Origin of the sequence: Streptomyces sp. NPDC014006, from assembly GCF_043088925.1 — a bacterium.
Classification (GTDB): domain Bacteria; phylum Actinomycetota; class Actinomycetes; order Streptomycetales; family Streptomycetaceae; genus Streptomyces.
The window spans coordinates 337,812-353,841 of sequence record NZ_JBICAJ010000010.1; the positions used below are offsets into that span (position 1 = coordinate 337,812).

Annotated in this window: 14 protein-coding genes, 1 tRNA gene and 2 pseudogenes; 9 read left to right on the top strand and 8 right to left on the bottom strand. The window is 68.5% G+C overall.

The annotated features are described in order from the left end of the window. Positions 1–94: 94 nt before the first annotated feature. Positions 95–1,789 (bottom strand): ABC transporter family substrate-binding protein, encoded by a 1,695-nt coding sequence (locus tag ACF1GV_RS31270; protein WP_391687238.1) that lies wholly within the window; start codon positions 1,787–1,789, stop codon positions 95–97. 1,386 nt (positions 1,790–3,175) lie between these two features. On the opposite strand from ACF1GV_RS31270, the gene ACF1GV_RS31275 reads away from it, so the two are divergent. After that, positions 3,176–3,379 carry a cold-shock protein gene (locus ACF1GV_RS31275; protein WP_307039491.1) on the top strand — a complete coding sequence of 68 codons (204 nt, stop codon included), beginning with the start codon at positions 3,176–3,178 and terminating at the stop codon, positions 3,377–3,379. Between the two features lie 228 nt (positions 3,380–3,607). Here ACF1GV_RS31275 and ACF1GV_RS31280 read toward each other — a convergent pair whose 3' ends face one another. Then, positions 3,608–4,438: a class I SAM-dependent methyltransferase gene (locus tag ACF1GV_RS31280; protein ID WP_391687241.1), complete on the bottom strand. Its 831-nt coding sequence runs from the start codon at positions 4,436–4,438 to the stop codon at positions 3,608–3,610. Positions 4,439–4,511: 73 nt separating this feature from the next. Between ACF1GV_RS31280 and ACF1GV_RS31285 the strand changes: the two genes are divergently transcribed. Then, entirely contained in the window at positions 4,512–5,099 is a 588-nt protein-coding gene (locus tag ACF1GV_RS31285; protein ID WP_391687244.1) for a TetR/AcrR family transcriptional regulator, read from the top strand. A 151-nt stretch (positions 5,100–5,250) separates the two neighbouring features. Here ACF1GV_RS31285 and ACF1GV_RS31290 read toward each other — a convergent pair whose 3' ends face one another. From ACF1GV_RS31290 to ACF1GV_RS31300, 3 genes and pseudogenes are all read right to left on the bottom strand, one after another. Next, entirely contained in the window at positions 5,251–5,451 is a 201-nt protein-coding gene (locus ACF1GV_RS31290; protein WP_391687247.1) for a hypothetical protein, read from the bottom strand. A gap of 181 nt (positions 5,452–5,632) precedes the next feature. Next, positions 5,633–5,869 carry a hypothetical protein gene (locus ACF1GV_RS31295; RefSeq protein ID WP_391687347.1) on the bottom strand — a complete coding sequence of 79 codons (237 nt, stop codon included), beginning with the start codon at positions 5,867–5,869 and terminating at the stop codon, positions 5,633–5,635. Positions 5,870–5,985: 116 nt separating this feature from the next. Next, a pseudogene (locus ACF1GV_RS31300) lies at positions 5,986–6,174 on the bottom strand (hypothetical protein); the annotation flags it as partial. A 428-nt stretch (positions 6,175–6,602) separates the two neighbouring features. On the opposite strand from ACF1GV_RS31300, the gene ACF1GV_RS31305 reads away from it, so the two are divergent. Then, a tRNA-Met gene (locus tag ACF1GV_RS31305) sits at positions 6,603–6,679 on the top strand. Between the two features lie 595 nt (positions 6,680–7,274). On the opposite strand, the gene ACF1GV_RS31310 is transcribed toward ACF1GV_RS31305, so the two are convergent. Further along, positions 7,275–9,176 (bottom strand): diguanylate cyclase domain-containing protein, encoded by a 1,902-nt coding sequence (locus tag ACF1GV_RS31310; protein ID WP_391687250.1) that lies wholly within the window; start codon positions 9,174–9,176, stop codon positions 7,275–7,277. Between the two features lie 704 nt (positions 9,177–9,880). Between ACF1GV_RS31310 and ACF1GV_RS31315 the strand changes: the two are divergent. Beyond that, a pseudogene (locus tag ACF1GV_RS31315) lies at positions 9,881–9,964 on the top strand (helix-turn-helix domain-containing protein); the annotation flags it as partial. A 129-nt stretch (positions 9,965–10,093) separates the two neighbouring features. Here ACF1GV_RS31315 and ACF1GV_RS31320 read toward each other — a convergent pair. After that, positions 10,094–11,314, bottom strand: a complete 1,221-nt coding sequence (locus ACF1GV_RS31320; protein ID WP_391687253.1) for a metallophosphoesterase — start codon at positions 11,312–11,314, stop codon at positions 10,094–10,096. Between the two features lie 375 nt (positions 11,315–11,689). On the opposite strand from ACF1GV_RS31320, the gene ACF1GV_RS31325 reads away from it, so the two are divergent. From ACF1GV_RS31325 to ACF1GV_RS31340, 4 genes are all read left to right on the top strand, one after another. Then, positions 11,690–12,727: a permease gene (locus ACF1GV_RS31325; RefSeq protein ID WP_391687256.1), complete on the top strand. Its 1,038-nt coding sequence runs from the start codon at positions 11,690–11,692 to the stop codon at positions 12,725–12,727. After that, entirely contained in the window at positions 12,724–13,452 is a 729-nt protein-coding gene (locus ACF1GV_RS31330; RefSeq protein WP_391687259.1) for a TIGR03943 family putative permease subunit, read from the top strand. The genes ACF1GV_RS31325 and ACF1GV_RS31330 overlap by 4 nt, the downstream gene beginning before the upstream one ends. 303 nt (positions 13,453–13,755) lie before the next feature. After that, positions 13,756–14,268, top strand: coding sequence for a hypothetical protein (locus ACF1GV_RS31335; RefSeq protein ID WP_391687262.1), 513 nt, complete (start codon positions 13,756–13,758; stop codon positions 14,266–14,268). 28 nt (positions 14,269–14,296) lie between these two features. Next, positions 14,297–14,470 (top strand): hypothetical protein, encoded by a 174-nt coding sequence (locus ACF1GV_RS31340; protein ID WP_391687265.1) that lies wholly within the window; start codon positions 14,297–14,299, stop codon positions 14,468–14,470. Between the two features lie 532 nt (positions 14,471–15,002). On the opposite strand, the gene ACF1GV_RS31345 is transcribed toward ACF1GV_RS31340, so the two are convergent. Further along, a complete protein-coding gene (locus tag ACF1GV_RS31345; protein WP_391687268.1) occupies positions 15,003–15,149 on the bottom strand; it encodes a hypothetical protein in 147 nt (48 codons plus the stop codon). 132 nt (positions 15,150–15,281) lie between these two features. On the opposite strand from ACF1GV_RS31345, the gene ACF1GV_RS31350 reads away from it, so the two are divergent. After that, positions 15,282–15,806 (top strand): hypothetical protein, encoded by a 525-nt coding sequence (locus ACF1GV_RS31350; RefSeq protein WP_391687271.1) that lies wholly within the window; start codon positions 15,282–15,284, stop codon positions 15,804–15,806. Positions 15,807–16,030: the final 224 nt, after the last annotated feature.

Here is a 16,030-nt window from a genome sequence, read left to right on the forward strand (position 1 = left end):
CTTCTCTCTGGGCCACGGGCAGGGCGAGCCGTCCGTGGCGAGGTCCGGTCCCGGTGTCACCGGGACCGGGCGTTCGACGAGGTGGTTGCGGGGTCTACTTCCTCAGGCCCCACTCGGCGACGTTGTACGGCGGTCCGACGTTCGTGGCGTTGTTCCGCATGTTGACGAAGCGTGACTGCACGGCGAGGAATGTCGGCTTCTGGTACAACGGCAGAACGTAGGCGTCGCCCACCATGATCTTGTCGGCCTGGTTGAGGAGCGAGGCGGCCTTCGCCGCGTCCGTCTCACCGATGGCCTGCGCGATGAGGGAGTCGACCGTCTTGTTGCTGTAGCCGCCGTAGTTGCCGCCGCCGCCCGTGACCCAGGTCTGCTGGGCGTTGGCGCTCGGGAAGGGTGAGGCGACCCAGGCGAAGACGACGATGTCGTACTTGTGCCCGGCCAGCACCGTGCCGAGGTCGGCCGCGCCGATCGGCTTGATCGTGATCTTGATGCCCAGGTCACCGAGGGCACTCTGCAGGATCTGGCACTCGCTCTGACGGATCTGGTTGCCGGTGGTGTAGCGGCAGTTGAAGGGGCCCACGGACTTGCCGTCCGGGGTCTTCAGCGCTGTTCCCACTCCGGTGAACCTGGCGTCGGTCAGGTACTTCTTCGCCTTGGCGAGGTCGCCCGCACCTTGCCCGGTGCCGCTGACGAGGTCCTGGTAGCCGGCCTGTCCGGGGACGAAGTTGTGGTTGCCGAGCGGCTTCACCTTCGGGTCGAACTGGCCGACCGTCTTGGACATGATGTCCTTGATGTCGATCGCCGTGAACATCGCCAGGCGGAGCGCCTTGTACTTGCCGATGACCGGGTTGTGGAGGTTGAGATCGAAGTGCTCCCAGGTCAGCCCGTTGCCGATGCTGTAGGTGACCTTCGGGATGTCCTTGACCTGGTTGACCAGGTCGACCTCGGGCTGCGGGTAGATGCCCTGGACCTCGTTGTTCTTCAGGGCGACCGGCTCCTGGGTGGCGTCCGTGATCACCTTGAAGATCAGCCGGTCCAGCGTCGGCTTGGTCGTGCCCCACCACTTGGGGTCGGGGACGAAGGTGGCGTGGTCGTTGTCCACCCACTGCTGCATCTTGTACGGCCCTGCCGTCGCGTACTTCGTAGGCGGGTTGTTCTGGAAATACTGCCAGCCCTTGGCCATCTGGGCGGCGGACATGTGGGCGGCGTCGCCGGCCGCGGCGCCGGAGGTCTTCTCGGCGACGTGTGCCGGGTAGAGCGGGTAGCCGGCGCCGAAGAGTGATTTCCAGTCCGAGAAGGGCTTGGCCATGACCACGGTGACCGTCCTGCCGCTGTCGGAGCCGGTGACCGACTTGATGCGGTCGTAGCCCGCTGTGCTCTGCGGCAGGCAGCCCTTGGTCTGCGTGCTGTCGCTGGCCGGGGGCGGCGGGCAGTCCTTGCCGTTGTTGGTGCGCCAGTAGTAGACGAAGTCGTCGGCCGTGATCGGTGTGCCGTCGTTCCACGACGCCTTCGGGTTGATCTTGTAGACGAACGTCTGCGGGCTGGTGCTGGTCTGGGTCGCCGAGGTCACCAGGTCTGTGTTGAGTTTGACCGTGAAGTCGGGCTGCGGAACGAAGACCATCGGCAGGACCACCTCGATGGCCTCGCCATTTTCGAAGGTGTTGCCGTTGGTGTCCTGGATGTTCCACTGCTGGATGTTCTTCTCCAGTACATAGGTGAATGTGCCGCCCCGCTTGGTGGCACCAGAGTTGCAGGTGTTGGCGCTGCCCTGTGCCGAGCAGGATCCCAACCCGGGTGAGCTGCTCTTGGTGGAGCCTCCGCCTCCGCCTCCGCTGCTGCAGGCCGCGAGGACGAGAGTGAGCCCGGCGGCGAGAGTGAGTCCTCTTGTAAGGGCCGATGACTGCGCGCGCATGTCCCTCCTCCGGTCGGTGGATCATTCGGCCTTTTCTGGGTGGCCGATGACCGCGAGAGAACTGGCTGCACCATCACGCTAGAACACCCCCGCACCGCGCCGGAATCCTGTCCATACCGGCCTGACGACAATTCGGCCATCATTTCCCCCAGATATTTCCAGGCATAGGCAAAGGTGCGTGCAAAAACACCCCCCTTGCATCAGCGACCACACTGGTATCTGATGACACGCCACAGGAACCCCGGCATACAGCGTCGTCCACGCTGCCGCGCCCACAGAGCCCGGCGCACGCCACTCACGCGTTTCGGGTCCGGGCAGGCAGCGCCGGGCCTGCCTGCTCGACAGCCGTAGTCGTCACTTGGCCCGCAGCCTGCTTGGCCTGATCGGCCGTCGCCGACGTCTCCTCCTTGGCTGTCTCCGCGGCCTGCTGCAGTCTTCCGCCCCCGTCAGGCAAGGACTCACTCATCAGTAACTCTCCTCAGACGCCGACCCACGGCTCTTATGAAGCCCTTCCTTCACCCGAATGTCTGCCATATATGTGGATCACACGTCTTTGTGCTGATTTCCGAAGATTGTGTATGCCGGGGGATAGGGGCAGGCCGCGCTACCTCCGCGTCCGCCGGCGCCTTCGTCTACCGACCTGTTTGCAGCCCGGTCGATGTGCGGCCCGCTTCGGCTGGACCGGCGCCACTCCCTGACAGGCCTGGGCCGACTTGCCCATCGAACTGGTCCGGGCAGGCTGGAAGCGTGACCGGCGCGCCGATCGTCGTGCACCGGCCCTCCATCTCGGGCGGCTGGAGGTCTCCGTGCACAGCAGCGGCCGGCACGCCATCCTCGGCGCTGCCTACAGCGACCACGACCTGGTCGTGTTCCTCCAAGGCGCCAGCGTCGCGCATCCAGAGGCCATCCTGGACGATCCGCAGTGGGTTGCGCGGCGGGCCTGCCCACGAGTTCAGCGCCGCCTGACGTCCGAGAGGGCCGCAGGGTCGGGCAAGCGGACAGGTGCACCGGAGCGAGGCTGCAGGAGCGACGCTGTGAGAACCGCAGGTGACCGGGTTCGCTCTCTGAACATCCCTGCGTCACAGCGCCGAGTCCTATCCGCTCAGTGTCCTGCGCCGGGCCGCGCCACGCTTGGATCGGACCGAGTCCGACTTGTGGACGGGTGATCGTATGACGGAGCCCTGATCGGGGTAGAAGGGACGCCGGAGGCCTTCCCACAGCGGAAGCCCCAGCTATTCACCCGGCAAGATCGAAGGAAGCAGTATGGCCAGCGGCACCGTGAAGTGGTTCAACTCCGAGAAGGGTTTCGGTTTCATCGCCCAGGACGGCGGTGGACCGGATGTCTTCGCTCACTACTCGAACATCTCCGGCAACGGGTACCGCGAGCTGGTCGAGGGCGAGCAGGTCACGTTCGACGTCACCCAGGGCCAGAAGGGTCCCCAGGCCGAGAACATCGTCCGCGGCTGATGCAGGTTGAGCCGCTCCGTTGGCAGCGGGTCCTGCTGAAACTCCGGATTCCATGTTGCATCAGCAGCGGGCCGATCGGCTGATCTCCAGCAATCGTGTGGCCGCCAGGACGGACCGTTGGGCTCAGGTCCGGTGCAACAAGCCGGAGAACCTTTCCCGCTTCCCCCGGGGGGCGTCGCCGGGCTCATGAGTCTGCTCGTGCCCGGCGACGCCCGGCGTTTGCGGTGGTCAGGCCGTATGGGAGCGGGCCGCGGTGATCACGACGGATGTGTAGGACATGGTGGCGTGGCCGCCGAGCTTGTCGATCGCGGTCCCGGCGCTGTCCAGGACCTCCGCCATTTTGTCTGCGGGGAGTTGGGTGAGGCCGCCGAAGGTGGGGAGCTGGTCGAGCCACTCCTCTCGGGAGTAGGTGCGCTCCCAGGCGTAGCGCCACTGTTCCGGCTCGCTGAAGCTGCCGGTCTGCCGGATCCCGTCGGCGATTTTCGCGAACAGCGGCTGGTAGGCGTCCACGGCCGATCCTCTGAGCAGGCCGGGGTTGAACGGGGAATCGGGGGCGACCCGTTGGAGTGCTTCGGCGAGGGCGTCGATCACCTCGGCCGGGAGTTGGGGGACGTGGTGGAAGGGGGCGAGTCGGCCGCCGGGCCGGAGCACCTGGGCCGCCTTGGCCGCGCCGGCGACGGGGTCCACCCAGTGCCAGGCGGTGCCGGCGATGACCGCGTCGAACTGCCGCCCGGCCGGCTGCCAGTCCTCGAACCTGGCGACCTCGACCTCGATGCGGCTGCGTCGTGCGAAGGCGGCCATCCGCTCGTCGGGCTCGACGCCGAGCACCGTGCAGCCGGCCGCCTGGAACTGCCGGGCTTCGATACCGGTTCCGGCTCCGACGTCGAGGATGTGCCGGCCGGGGCTTGCCGCGACGACCCTGTCCACCAGAGCCTGGGGATACGGCGGTCGGGCGCGGTCGTAGCGTTTGGCGTCCACGCCGAACGACTCGGCCGTCTGCCGGTGGCGGTGGGGCTCGGGGCCGGACGTGTCCGGCTGTCCCTGCGATAAAGTGGGCATGCGCCCACACTAATGGGCGGTTGCCCACTTGTTAAGGCGGGGCGGCGCGGAAAGGGAGACAATGCCGTCAGGGGTGCACATCCACAACGTGCGCGGCCAGTTGTTCGAAGCTGCCGAGCGCGTCCTGCTTCGGGACGGACCCGACGCGTTGACCAGCCGGGCGGTCACGGAGGAAGCGAACTGCGCCAAGGGTGTGCTGCACCGGCACTTCGCCGACTTCGACGCTTTCCTGGCGGAACTGGTCCTTGACCGCGTCCGCGGCATCGAGGACCGGACCACGACTCTGCGCGCGGCAGCCGGCACCGGGAGCGTGGTGGACAATCTCGCCGACGCGCTGCAGGACCTGTTCGGGCCGGTCACGGTGGCGATCGTCGCGCTCATCACCTTCCGTGACGGCCTCCGTGCTCGGCTGCGCGAGGCCGGTCTGACCGGCATCCCACTGGCCGTGCAAGGCACCGCCATGATCGCCGCATACCTCACCGCCGAGCGGGAGCTGGGGCGTCTGGCCGGTGACGCCGACATCGACACATTCGCCCCCACCCTCGTCGGGGCCGGCCACCTGCTGTTCGCCGACCGGACAAGCGCCCCGCCGCAGACCGCCGCCATCCGCAAGATGGTGACCACCGTCATCGCCGGTGCCTTGCGATCGCCCCAGCCGTGACCTGAGCGCCCAGGCGAGGGCGGTGGTGATCCACCCTGTCCTGCGCGTTCCGTCGCAGCTTGCTCGTGCGGATCAAGCCCGCCGGACCGGACTTCTTCACCTTCGTGACCCACAGCCAGACGGTTCTCTCGCCGACCCCCAACTCGCGGGCCTAGGCCAGGTAGCGGTGCACCACCGGGACGCACGGGGCGTAGTCCGGCCGCGGCTCGCCCTCCTGTGCCAGCTCCTGCGAGCCCAGCCGGTAGCCGCAGAGGACTTCCTGGACGTGCTCGAAGCGCTGGGTGACCTCGTCCTCCTCGGGCCGGTCGAGCAGCCCCAGGGCGACGGCCGTGGACTCCTCCTCGTCCGGCAACCCGCCCAGGAGCTGGTCGTCGGGTCCGCCAGCAGGCCGGCCACGTCGACCAGCCTCCACAGCACCCCGCCGGGCCCGGACTGATGGAGCAGGACTTCGCGGCCTCGCACCTCGGACACCGTGAACGGCCCACCCGGGAAACTCAGGGCGAGTCCCGCCCGCAACGGAACCGTCCAGTTACTCATGCCGCCCTCCGCAGCACCGAGTCACCGTCGATCCGGCGGCTCAGGTCGACCGAGAGCCGCCCCGACCACACCAGCGCGAGGACGGCGGGCCTCACGTCCTCAACCGGTCGGCCAGCCGCCAGGCGCCGTTCGGCGACCGTGAGAGGATCCCCGTCCTGCACCGCCTCCCAGACCTGCGCGATGTCCTCGTCCGGCACCACCCCGGCCCGCCGGTAGGCGGCCAGGAACCGCACGTTCGCCAGCAGAACCGGATCCGCCCCCGACCAGATCTCGTACTGCCAGCCGTGCCCTCCACCAGGTCCCCGGGCCAGGCCAGAGCCTCCACGATCTCCGAATCAAGAAGGTGGTCGGCCGGCTTCACGTTGACCACGCGCACGTTGCCGTCCCCCAGCACCAGCAGGAAATCCGGCACGTGCAGCCGCCACCGCCCACTCACCCGCGCCCGCAGCCGGCACGGCTGGGCAAAAATCCCGACCACCTGCGGATCGAAGTCCGCCAGCAGCAGCCGAGCCAGCTCCAGACGGCTCTCGTAGACCACCAGCCCACGCGTCGTCGCCGACGCGTACCTCGCCGGGATGATGCTTGTGCCCCTTCGCCGCCGACCTGACCCGCCGCCACGGCACGGACCCGTCGAAACTGCCCCGGCGCAGCCGGCTGAACTCCACGCTGCGTACCGAGTCGTCCTCGTACCGGATCAAAGCCGTCGCAGACTCCTGACTGCCAGCCCTCACGCTTGTACGCTTGGTGACCACAGCTGACCGTAGGAAGCCGCCCAGGACACAAGAGGGCCGGATGACCGAGAACTTCTCGGGACTGACCACCACCCACGACAGGTGCTGCTAACGCGACCCGGAAGATTGCTAGCCGACTGCTAGAGATCGACCGACACTGCTGACGCGGACCCGGAACCTACAGCTGACGTCCTCGGCCGGCCTCCAAAACCCCCGTGTAGAGTGGCGCCACCGACGCGGGGTGGAGCAGCTCGGTAGCTCGCTGGGCTCATAACCCAGAGGTCGCAGGTTCAAATCCTGTCCCCGCTACCAAAGTCAGGGGGCCCGGTACCAGCCGGGCCCCCTGACGCGTGTCCGACCGCGGCGCACTAGGTCGAAGATGAACCCGTCCGGGCCGCCGTCTGCCGATTTGGTTTCAGCCAGCTCGGTGTCACGGAGATCCAGCAGCGTCCACCTGGCCTGTCCTCGTTCCAGCTCACGGTGATCGAGGCCTGGGAGCGCGCGCATTCCAACCGGCAGGCGGTCCTGGATGCCATGGATCAGGTCCGCGGCAGTAAACCCTGACCGGAAGGCGCCGGGCCAGGCCGCCGGCAGAAGCGCGTGAGCGCACGCCGGTCGGCGTGGCCCGCCAGGCGCTGGAGTACGAAGGGCACCACGATCAGTGACAGATGGTGATCATGCGCCTGAACTACGCGCGTCTGTGTGACCATCGCCACGGGACTCCTGCGCAGGGAGACGACCGTTGTTCCCCTTCTGTAGCCAGCCCTCAGCAGGAACCTTCACCGTCTCGACACTTGGTGCCCCTGGGCAGGACCACTGCGAGGCAGTGCCCACAAGCAATACGTGGGTTCGTCGCGGTTGCCGTCGCTCAGCGTGACCGCGACCAGGATGCCGGTGCCATCGGTTGTCACAAGGTGCTTGCTGCCCCACCTACGGTCTCATCGATGTCACTGTCCTGGTGTCGGCATACGGCTGCTGGGGGGTGATATGTGCGGATGCAACCCTTGCCGGCGGCCTTGGCCGCATACATGGCCAGGTCGGCGCGGTGTAGGAGTTCCTGTGGGGTGACGTTTGGGAAGCCCACCGCCATGCCGATGGAGGCCGAGACCAGCGCCTCCTTGTCGCCGAGCCGGTACGGCTTCGTCAGTGCGGCCAGGATCCTGTGGGCGACCTCCTTCGCGTTTGAAGGGTCCGTTTCCGCCTCCCATTCCAGGAGAGCGGCGAACTCGTCGCCGCCGAGGCGGGCGACGGTGTCGCCTGCCCGTACGGATGCCTTCAGCCGATGGGCGGCGTGGATCAGCAGGGCGTCGCCCGCCGCGTGTCCGGCCGAGTCGTTGACGGCTTTGAAGCCGTCGAGATCCACGAAGAGAACCACGGGCGGGGCCGCGCCCGCGGCACGCTTGCGCAGGGCGTGTGCGACCCGGTCGGCGAACAGCGCGCGGTTGGGCAGGCCGGTCAGCGCGTCGTGGAAGGCGAGGTGCTCCAGGTGCGTCTGCTGAGCGACCCGGTCGCTCACATCGCGGCTGATGATGATCATTCCCCTCGGGTGGTGGCTGATCGTCGATTCGACGTGGCGCCATCGTCCGTCGGCAGCCCACACACGGCAGGACACGCGGCGGCCGGGGCCACGGATGCCGGACTCGGCTTCCTGCCGAAGCGTCCGGACCGCTTGCATCAGCTTCTCGACATCGTCGCGGTGGCAGAAGAGCGGGAGAGCGGCGCCCACGAGCTCCTCGGGCCGGTATCCGAAGGCCGGGTGGACAGCGGGACTGACGTAGAGCACCGACCCGTCCAGGGAAACGATCGTGATGACGTCGCTTGTGCCGTCGGCCAGCGTACGGAAGTGGACTTCATCCTCCGCGGACTCACGGATGAGCCTGAGGTGGTCGGCATGGGTGACGCCCTGCCGGGCACCGAGCGCGAGCAGCACCGATCCGGCCAAGCCCGCCATCACCATGTCGACGGAGCCGCCGGCGGCGGCATGTGCTGCGAGAGCCAGGGCGCAGACGGCCACGGGCACGAACGCCGCCACCACTCCGATGACGGACATCATCCGCTGGTCCAATTCCGTGACGCTGACGCCTCCCGGCAACCACGGCGAGACGCCGAGGAGCGAGAGCCCGGTCATCGAGCAAGCTGCCGCTGGTGGAATCCCGTACCAGGTGCTGAAACCGGGCAGCAGGATCCGCAGCATGTCGCTCACGGCCAGAACGGCAAGCGCCGTAGCAGCAACCGTGGTCGCCGTGCGTTCCGCGCGGTTCAGACAGAAGCGCAGGGCCACGACCAGCCCCAACACGAGGATGTCCGTCACGACACGCGCGAGACCAAGGAGCGACGCCGATACGTCACCGCCACGGTCAGCGCGATGAAGCAGCAGGAGCCAGCACAGCGTGAGCAGGGAACCAGAGATCAGCCAGCCGTCCAGCAGGCGCCGTAGCCACGTCAGTGTCGTGCCATTGTCCGCTGCTGCCATCACCAGCCCAGTGACGGCCACCCCCAGGCATGCGACGATCCCGGCGGCCGCCATCAGACGGATCACGCACTGCAGGACACCATCACAAGGGGCCCGAGAAAAGCCGGTCTGATCCACGATGAGGTGGTGAAGACCCCCTGCGGCCACCGAGACAGCAAACAGCGTCAGTCGAAGACGTACCGTCCCCGCAGCCGTGCGAGCGCGCGCAAGGAGGGAGAAGGCGGCTGCCCAGTGCGCTGCCGGCACCCCGATGCCGGCAGACACCACCACGGCCGACCCTGCTCCTGCTGCCCCGGCGAGAACCAGCGCAGCACCCTGGCCCAAGCCCTTGCTCACCCAGGCAGTGTGCCTCCGGCCGGTGCGAACGGTGTGGTCAGAACCGTTTCGACCGACCCATCTCTGGACCATGCGACCCCCTGACGATGATGGAGCGCGAAGCGGTCGCACCAAACACCCAGGGACTGCTCGCGCAGGACAAGAGGGTAGGAGAGCGTTTTCGTCGGCCGCATGAGCGGCTTTAGTGTTTTCACCCGAAATAACGACAGCTCTGGCCTTTGAGTACGCCAGTACCTGGAGATGGGTAGTGAGGCATCTCTACTTCGTCGGCCGCGGCTTGGGCTGACGGCGGCGCGGGCCGGTCGTGAAGCGGCGGGTCGGGGATCAACTGCCGTGCTGGGGCTGAAGACGACCACACGCCGTGCTTGCCCGTCCGCGCTGGGACCGTTGGAGCAGTACGCGGCCCGCTTCAATGCCGGCCCGGCTCATCGGCAGCAGCCCCTGACGGGGCGCTGGCTTTCCGGCGCTGCTGAAGGGCGCGACGTCGCCGGGGGAAAGGTCGAGGCGCGTGCGGTGCCGGCGTGCGGGGTGCCGACAGCGGCCGGCACTGTCGCGGGGCGACGTCCATGCCGACTTCCACGACCAGCTCGGACCGCATCAGGATGACCTCGAAGTTTCCCGGCTGCCCCGGCCGACGGAGAGGGGCGCTCATTGGCGCCCAGTACAGGGAACGGCTCAGCGCCTGCGGCAACCAGCAATCACCGGACAGCCTTTACCCGAAGTGCAAGGGCGGCCGGCCGAGAACCTTCACCCTTCCCGAACGCCGGGAGATCAAGAAGATCACCCAGTAGGCTGGCGACAACTCCCGCACGTCTTCGACGACTTGCTCGACCCAGTGACCTGAGAGGGACCTGCTCGGTGATGGGGTAGCCGTCGTCGGTGACGATGTTGTTGACGTTGACCGCGAACGCCTCGGGCTATGGCGAGGTGGGCAGGTGCGGGGAGCGGAGCACGAGCAGGGTGATCTCGCTGGGGGCGAAGACGCGGAACGGCGGGCCCCAGAAGCCGGTGCCGCGGCTGGTGTAGAGGAGGGTGCGGGGGCCGTGGTGGCTGAGGCCGGCGAGGGCGGGCTGGTCGATGCGGACCAGGTGGTGGAACGGCCAGATCTGGCCGCCGTGGGTGTGGCCGGAGAGCTGGAGATCGATGCCGGCGGCTGCCGCCCGGTCGATGAACTTGGGCTGGTGTGCCAGGAGCAGGACGGGCAGGTCGGGGTCGGCGCCGTCCAGGGCTCCGGCGAGGTGGGCGCGGTGGCCTGCCAGGCCGGAGGACTCGGCGGTGACGTCGTCCACGCCGGCGACCACGAGGGTGTCGCCTCCGCGTTCGAGCAGCAGGTGGCGGTTGCGCAGCGGCTCCCAGCCCAGCTCGTCCATCAGGTCGACCCAGCCCTGGGCCTCGCTGTAGTACTCGTGGTTGCCGGTGACGTACACGCGGGCATGGGTGGCCCGCACGGTACCGAGTGGGACGGCCTGGTCGCGGCGGCGTTCGGCCGTGCCGTCGGCGATGTCGCCGGTGTGGCAGACCAGGTCGGCTTCCAGAGTGTTCACCGTCTCGCACACCCGTGCCGACCAGCGAGCGCGGTCGAGTGGGCCGTAGTGGGTGTCGGTGATGAGGGCGACGCGCAGGCCGTCCAGTCCGGCACCCAGCCGCGGGAGTTGCACGTCGAGTCGGCGCACGCGTGGCACGCGGCGGGCCTCGGCGTACCCCCAGGCGAGCAGTACGGTGGATACGGCGAGGACGGCCCAGGTGACGATGCGGGCCCGGTCCTGACTCTCCCCGACGCCGGCCACGGTCAGGGCGGGCCGCAGCAGGACGCCGAGCAGAACGGACCAGGTGAACAGCACCCAGCTGGTGCCCAGCAGGGTGTCACCGATGATCGCCGCCCGGTCCTGCTGGCGCCGGCCGTGGCCGCGCGCCATCGCGAGCGGCATGGATATGAGGCCGAGGGCGCACAGGACGGTGCCGGCCGGCGTGACGGGCAGCGGCCAGTGCTGGCCGGTGTACAGAAGCACCCAGCAGGGCACGGCCCACAGCAGGACGGGGGCGATCAGGGGGATGTAGCGCATCAGGCGGTGCAGCCGGCTCTGCCGCGGCGCGTGCGCTTCACCCACGACGGGCCGGGTGCTGCTGGTGTCGTTCACGCTTGCCCTCCCCAACCAGGCTGCCGTCTCGCGCACTGTATCCGGTCGCCCTTGGGCCGGCCCGACCGGCGTTCATGGGCAGGGGTCGCGGATCTTGGGTTGATCAGCGGGAGCAGGGCGAGGGTGAGGACGCTGTCGAGGGGGCGGCGTATCCGTCGTAGCCGAAAAAGGGTCATGGTGCCGGACGTCGCGAGCAGCGTGATGGGGGAGATCTGTTCGCCGGCCCGACTGGGCCGCGCGGGAGGGCGTCCGGCGTCGGTGTTTCGCCAGGCCTGGCCGCCATGTTCAGGGCGAGTTCGGCGGGACGGCGTGTGCGCAGGGGTGGAGCCAGGTCTGTGGCTTATCTTCGGACAGACGCTGACATCCGGAGTGAAAATGCAAAAAACGGATGAACTGGTTGGACGGGTCGAGGGAGCGGCGGTCGCTCCCACGGTCCCGGCCATGCCGCGCCTCCGGCTGCGGTGGCTTTTCACGGCCGCCGTCGCGATCGCCGCCGCCACGACACTCGTGCTTCTTCTCGCGAGCACGGGATGGCTGAACCACCACCCGGCTGTTCAGGCCTGGCGCACCGTGTGTCTGGCCATCACCGTCCAGGCGCTCCCCTTTCTGCTGCTGGGCACCGCGCTGTCCGGGGCGATCAACGCTTTCGTGCCGGCCGAACTGTTCGCGCGGGTGCTGCCCAAGCGAGCGGCGGTGGCCGTTCCGGTGGCGGGCGTGGCGGGCGTCGTGCTTCCCGGCTGCGAGTGCGCCTCCGTACCCGTGGCGAACAGCCTGATCCGCCGTGGTGTCACCCCGGCCGCCGCCTTCGCCTTCCTGCTCTCCGCGCCGGCCATCAACCCGGTCGTCCTGACGGCCACCGCTGTGGCCTTCCCCGGCAACCCGGCCATGGTCCTCGCCCGTCTGCTGGCCTCGCTCGCCACCGCCGCCGTGATGGGATGGCTGTGGCTCTGGGGCGGACGGCAGGAGTGGCTCAGACCCACGGCCCGGAACGCCGGCCACCACCACGGGCACAGCCGCTGGCGCGAGTTCCGGCACGGCTTCCAGCACGACTTCCTGCACGCCGGCGGCTTCCTCGTCCTCGGCGCCATGGCCGCGGCCACCTTCAACGTGACGGTGTCACGCTCCGTTCTCGACACCTTCTCCGCCTCCCCCTGGCTGTCGGTGCTCTTCCTGGCCGGGCTCGCCGTCCTCCTCGCCGTCTGCTCGGAGGCCGACGCCTTCGTCGCGGCGTCGCTCACCGGCTTCTCATCCACGGCACGGCTCGCCTTCATGGTGGTCGGCCCGATGGTCGACCTGAAGCTCATCGCCCTGCAGGCGGGAACCTTCGGCCGGGCCTTCGCCTGGCGCTTCTCCACGGCGACCACCGTGGTGGCGGTCGCGGCGAGCGCTCTGATCGGAGGGGCGCTGCTGTGAAACACCCCGTACAGGTGCTCCTCCTGGTCCTGACCGGCATCGGCTTGCTGCACGCCGCCCTCTTCACCGATCTCTACCTGCGTTACGTGAAGGAGGGGCTGCGCCCACTGCTGATCATCTCCGGGGTCCTGTTGCTGCTCCTCGGCCTGGCAGCCGCGGTGCGCGACCGAACGCACACCGAACACGCCGGCCATACGCACGGCCACGACCACTCCCGGGCACCAGGCGTCGCCTGGCTCCTGTTCCTGCCTGCACTGAGCCTGCTCTTCTACGCCCCGCCGGCGCTCGGCGCGTACACGGCGGCGCGGTCCGACGGCAAGGTGGTCAACGAGCACACGGCGTTCGACCCGCTGCCGGCGACCTCACCGGTGCCGCTCACGCTCACCGACTTCACCGTCCGGGTCCAGCAGGACCGCGACCGGGCCATCAAGGGCCGCACCGTGCAGATGACCGGCTTCGCCAGCCCCACCGAACACGGCGGCGGCTGGTACCTGGCCCGGATCATCTTCACGTGCTGCGCGGCGGACGCCCAGACCGTGAAGGTGCGGATGTACGGGACCAAGGCCCCGCCCCCCAACACATGGCTGGCGGTGACCGGAACCTGGCACCCTCGGGGCACGCTCGGCACGAAGACGGCGGAAGCCGCCCTCGACGTCCGCAGCACCAGGCCCATCGCGCCGCCGGTCAACGCCTACACGGACGACCTGCCGCTCGTACCCTCCTGAGCGACACGACAAGCCGGAACTCGTCCGTTTCCCTGTCCCGTACGGTCCGTATCCGCTGAGGATCGACAAGGCCGCCGGTAGGCCCGCCCGAGGATCGTGCCGTCCCCTCGCACGTGCCGCCCGCTGAAGGCGCCCCGGACCCGCACGGAGCGGAGCGCGGCCGGCGACACACGATGAAGTCAGCCACCCCCACGGCCCCGCCGCACAGGCTGAAGCTCAGCTGGACCCATCCCTGTCCCCACGGGTGTGAACCGTCAAGAACGGGAAGGAAATCGGCGGGAGCCGGGAGAGCGGGGAGGCGCTGTGGGGAGCGAGATCTCGGACAAGTTCCAGTACAGCATCACGCACACCTACGTCACGCGGCACGTCGGTGACAGCACACAGACGGCGACGATGGTCAACGCGGAGGTGGGCAGCCTGGACCGGTTCGCCGAGCGCCCGAGCGAGACAAGCGTGTTCTGCGAGCACTGCGAGGCGCGGCTGCGGGTCGTGCTCCGGTCCACGGCCCACGTACGGCAGCGGCGGCGCATGCACCGGCTGCTGTGGCCGGTGTGGGCCCTGCTGGCCGTGTTGAGCGGCTGGGGTCTGGTGCATGTGCTGCGGACCGGCGACGGCCTGGGGTACGACGACCTCTTCGGCTTGTTCTTCACCGCGGCCGCGACCGTCCTGCTCGGGTACGGCACCCTGCGCAGCCTGGTACTGACCCAGGGCTTCGACACCCCCGAGGTGACCAGGACGGACGAGCGGGAGCCGTACGGGGTTCACCACAGCTGGACCACGCCCCGGCAGGCAGAGGCCGAGGACCGCAGGTCATGAGGCGGTCGACCACCACACCCCACGACGCATGATCATTCGACGGCGCGCGAAGGCACGCCGGCCCGACACAGCCGCCGGGGACCGCTGGCTGACAGTGACGATCAACTGCGCGCCGCACGACGTGCAGACCCACAAGCTGCCGGCGCCGCTGCAGGCGTACGGCGAACCGCATCCAGACACGTATCCCGCCGGCGCCTGGTGACGGGGCACGGAAGCTGGCGGTGCGCCTGAAGGAAGCCGAGGCGGACGCCGCATACTCGGTGCCCTCGCGGCTCGGTGGCACCGACCCGCGTCAGGATGTGCGCCATGCCCTGCGCCAGGCAAAGGCCCTGCTGGAGGCGGGAGAAGTGCTATCTGGGAGACGGTGTATGCGGTCAGCCAGCGCAGCACGTTGCCGTCACGGCGGGCCGGTGTGGAGGTGTGTTCGGGCAGGACTGTCTCTGAGGCGGCCACCGTGGGCTCCAGTACGTCGGGAATCCGGCTAGCGCCGTACGTCCTCCGGCTTCTTGTGCCGTTACTTGGCCATAAGGATCGGCAGACTGGCTCCGGCTTCGCCGAGATGAGTGAGTGCGGAGTGGCGCCATTCATGCAGGTCCCACCCGCGCCCTGCGTCATGCCTCCCGTGGCCGCCTCGTCCGCATTAACCTCGGCGGCCGCCAAGAACCCCGCGTACGCAGCCCGTCGAGCGTCCTCCTGTCGTGCTGCGCGCTGCTCGTCGAGCGTCTGCTGCACGGTCAGCAGACGGCGGCAGTCTGCTTGTCCCCGGCGTGCTTCGCCGCGGCCGCTTGGCGGTTGCCGGCCAGAACGGTGAACCATCCCGTCAGGGCGCTGCCTGCGCGCGCCGACCCGGCAGCGGTCAGTGCGATTCCCAGTTCCCCCACGTGCCGCATTCTGCCGTAACTGGCACCGGGTCCGTGACGCTCTGGCCGGACGCTCACACCCGCACACCAGGCACATGCGGGATACACATATTATTCACAGTCGCAAGTAACACCCGTTCCTTTGGGGGGAACATGCACGCCCGCACCGCCATCACCGCACTCTCGCTCGCCGCGTTGGCCGTTACCGGCTGTTCATCGAGTAGCGACAGCGAGGCCGACAGTAAGCCCAGCAACACGCCGAGCAAGGCAGCGAGCAGTGCCCCCAGCACTGCACCGAGCACCGACAACAACGCCGCCGAGAGGGCAGCCGGCATCCCGCCCAAGCCGACCGGCGCGAAGCGCGAAGAGCTGCTGCGCGCGCTCGCCGCCGCCAACCCGGACGTCGTCAAGTACGAAGACAAGGCGATCGACGCGGCCCGCAACCAGTGTGCGGCGATCAACGGCGGCGGCAGCCGGCTCGACTACTTCGCGTCGCAGCGCTTCACGTACAAGGACGTCATGACGACCGAGGCGCAGGGCAAGCAGATCAACGAGGCGCTCAAGGCATCGGGTTCTGCAAGGTCTGAGCAGCACCACACAGCGCCCGGCCCGGCATGTCCGGGCGGGCGCTTCATGACAACCAGTCAACGTATGCGCATGATCAGCTCGGCCATCTGACCTCTCCGTCATGATCGACCCATGGATGGAGAGGTCATCGCGTCCCTCATAACCACCCCGATCGCCGTGATCGCCGCTGTGGCGGCGTACGGAGCTGGACGCGTGCAGGGCCGCGGCGCGGTGGACTAACTGGCTCTAACAAAAGTAGGGTGATCATGTGACTGTCTGCTTGATCGCTCGTTGGTGTGGTCATGGGGAAGCGTCAGTCCCGGCCGTGGATCGTG